1 protein-coding gene is annotated in these 1,895 nt (G+C 46.1%); it reads right to left on the bottom strand.

Annotation, left to right across the window (positions count from 1 at the left end):
• Positions 1 to 72 precede the first annotated feature (72 nt).
• On the bottom strand, positions 73 to 1,461 hold the full coding sequence (ltrA, locus tag NIE88_RS21885) for a group II intron reverse transcriptase/maturase (RefSeq protein WP_253065675.1): 1,389 nt from the start codon (positions 1,459 to 1,461) through the stop codon (positions 73 to 75).
• Between the last annotated feature and the right edge of the window lie 434 nt (positions 1,462 to 1,895).

Below are 1,895 nucleotides of genomic sequence, written 5' to 3'. Positions count from 1 at the left end.
AATCGAGTAGGAGGAGATAAATTTTTCTCCGACCTCTCACACCACCGTACGTACGGATCCGTATACGGCGGTTCAATAGCTTAAGTGTGCATACTCGAACAGATGGACTAGGTTTTTGAGCCCTACCCGTTCGAGTATTTTGTTTGTAATCGACCGATGTAAGATATGGCTACAGGAGACGCGCCAGTAGCCTTTTCGTGTATTTGCCCATTCCCATGCTTTTGGCTTTGGGACGTTAAGTTTAATGAGACTTTTATATCTCGTCTTGACCTTCTTCCAACGTTTCCAAATGATCTGGCGAATTCTTCGTCGAAGCCATTGATCGGTTTGCCGAATATAACTCTTCATATAACTTAGGCCATAGTAGTTGATCCATCCTGTGGTTACTTCATTAATTTTCTTAATGATTTCACGGATGTTACCACTGCGGCTTCTTTTCGTCAGTTGTTTAAGCTTTCGCTCAAGACGCTTTTTCGACTTGATGTGGGGGCGGAAGCCAGTTCCCTGCTTGGTCGTGTACAGACAGAATCCAAGAAATTTGAGTTTAGTTGGACTTCCAACTTGTGTCTTCACGCGATTGACGGTTAGTTTTAGTTCCTTTTCGAGGAACGTGGTGATACTTTTCATGACGCGTTCGCCCGCTTTTCGACTTTTGACGTAGATATTGCTGTCATCAGCGTAGCGTGCAAATTTATGGCCTCTTCGCTCCAATTCTTTATCTAGTTGATCAAGATAGATATTTCCTAGAATTGGTGAAAGTGGCCCCCCTTGTGGAACTCCTTCTTTAGTCGGATGAACTTTTCCGTCAATGACTACACCACTTCGCAAAAACTTGCGAATAAGCCGGAGCACTCGTTTATCCTTGATCTGCTTTTCCACACAGTGCATCAGCTTATCGTGATTCACCGTATCAAAGTAGGATTTTAGATCAAGATCAACCACGTATTTATATCCTTCCTCGTAGTAAGTCTTGGCGCGCTTCAGCGCGTCATGAGCACTGCGATGTGGGCGGAATCCAAAGCTATTGTCTGAGAACATCGGATCAACCATCCGTTCCATCACCTGAACGATTGCTTGTTGTACTAGGCGGTCACATACCGTCGGAACACCAAGTTTTCGTTTCGATCCATCCGGTTTGGGAATTTCTACACGTCTTACGGGTTGTGGCTCATAGGAGCCATTTTTAATCTGCTTGATCAGTTTGTCCCTGTTCCGTATGAGGAAGGGGAACAGCTCATCAATCGTCATTCCATCAATGCCTGCTGATCCCTTATTCGCCTTTACTCGCTTATAGGCTTCATTTAGGTTCATTCGATCAACGATTCTCGTGATGAGATCATGCACACCATCTCTTCCTTCAGTTTCACCGTGAGTCATACTGCACACTTCTGTCGTATCTTCGGGCTCCACCCTATTCTTCGATAGATAGTCATCCTTTGATGTTGTCTGTGGTTGTCGCATGGCTCACACCTCCGCTGTTTCCAAGATTACTATTGTTCAGCCCTTCGTCCTGTCGGACTACTATGGCATCTGCTGACTTCTTATCATTCATCGCACCATCACTGGCATGATTGTTCCTGTGGGAAATTCCTTCCCTCTTGTCGGGAACCCTTATAAGACCTCCCCGGGTAAGAATGACAACTTTCCTCCCATGTAGATGCTGGATTTACTGTAAGAGATTCGGGCAGTATTGGACTTCACCTTGTTAGGCAGGCTTATCCGTCTCCATTCAGCCTTTGTATCCAGTTTCTGTTCGTCACCTCAGGAGTTTGCCTCCGGCTTCCTTCAGATTCCGCCTCACAGCGGACACCCTTGCCTTCAGCTAACAGTTCCTACTGCCAAGCCTGTAGCGGACTTTCACCGCCAAGTTGTCACCCATGCCGGGCGCACCTAAA

Origin of the sequence: Sporolactobacillus shoreicorticis (assembly GCF_024125445.1) — a bacterium.
Classification (GTDB): Bacteria; Bacillota; Bacilli; order Bacillales; family Sporolactobacillaceae; genus Sporolactobacillus; species Sporolactobacillus shoreicorticis.
The sequence above is the reverse complement of the archived record's forward strand: the minus strand, read 5'-3'. Positions and strand labels throughout refer to the sequence as shown.

What these genes read in the sequence shown, in the direction of transcription:
- ltrA (WP_253065675.1), bottom strand. Translation starts at nt 1,461, where the DNA reads ATGCGACAACCACAGACAACATCAAAGGATGACTATCTATCGAAGAAT.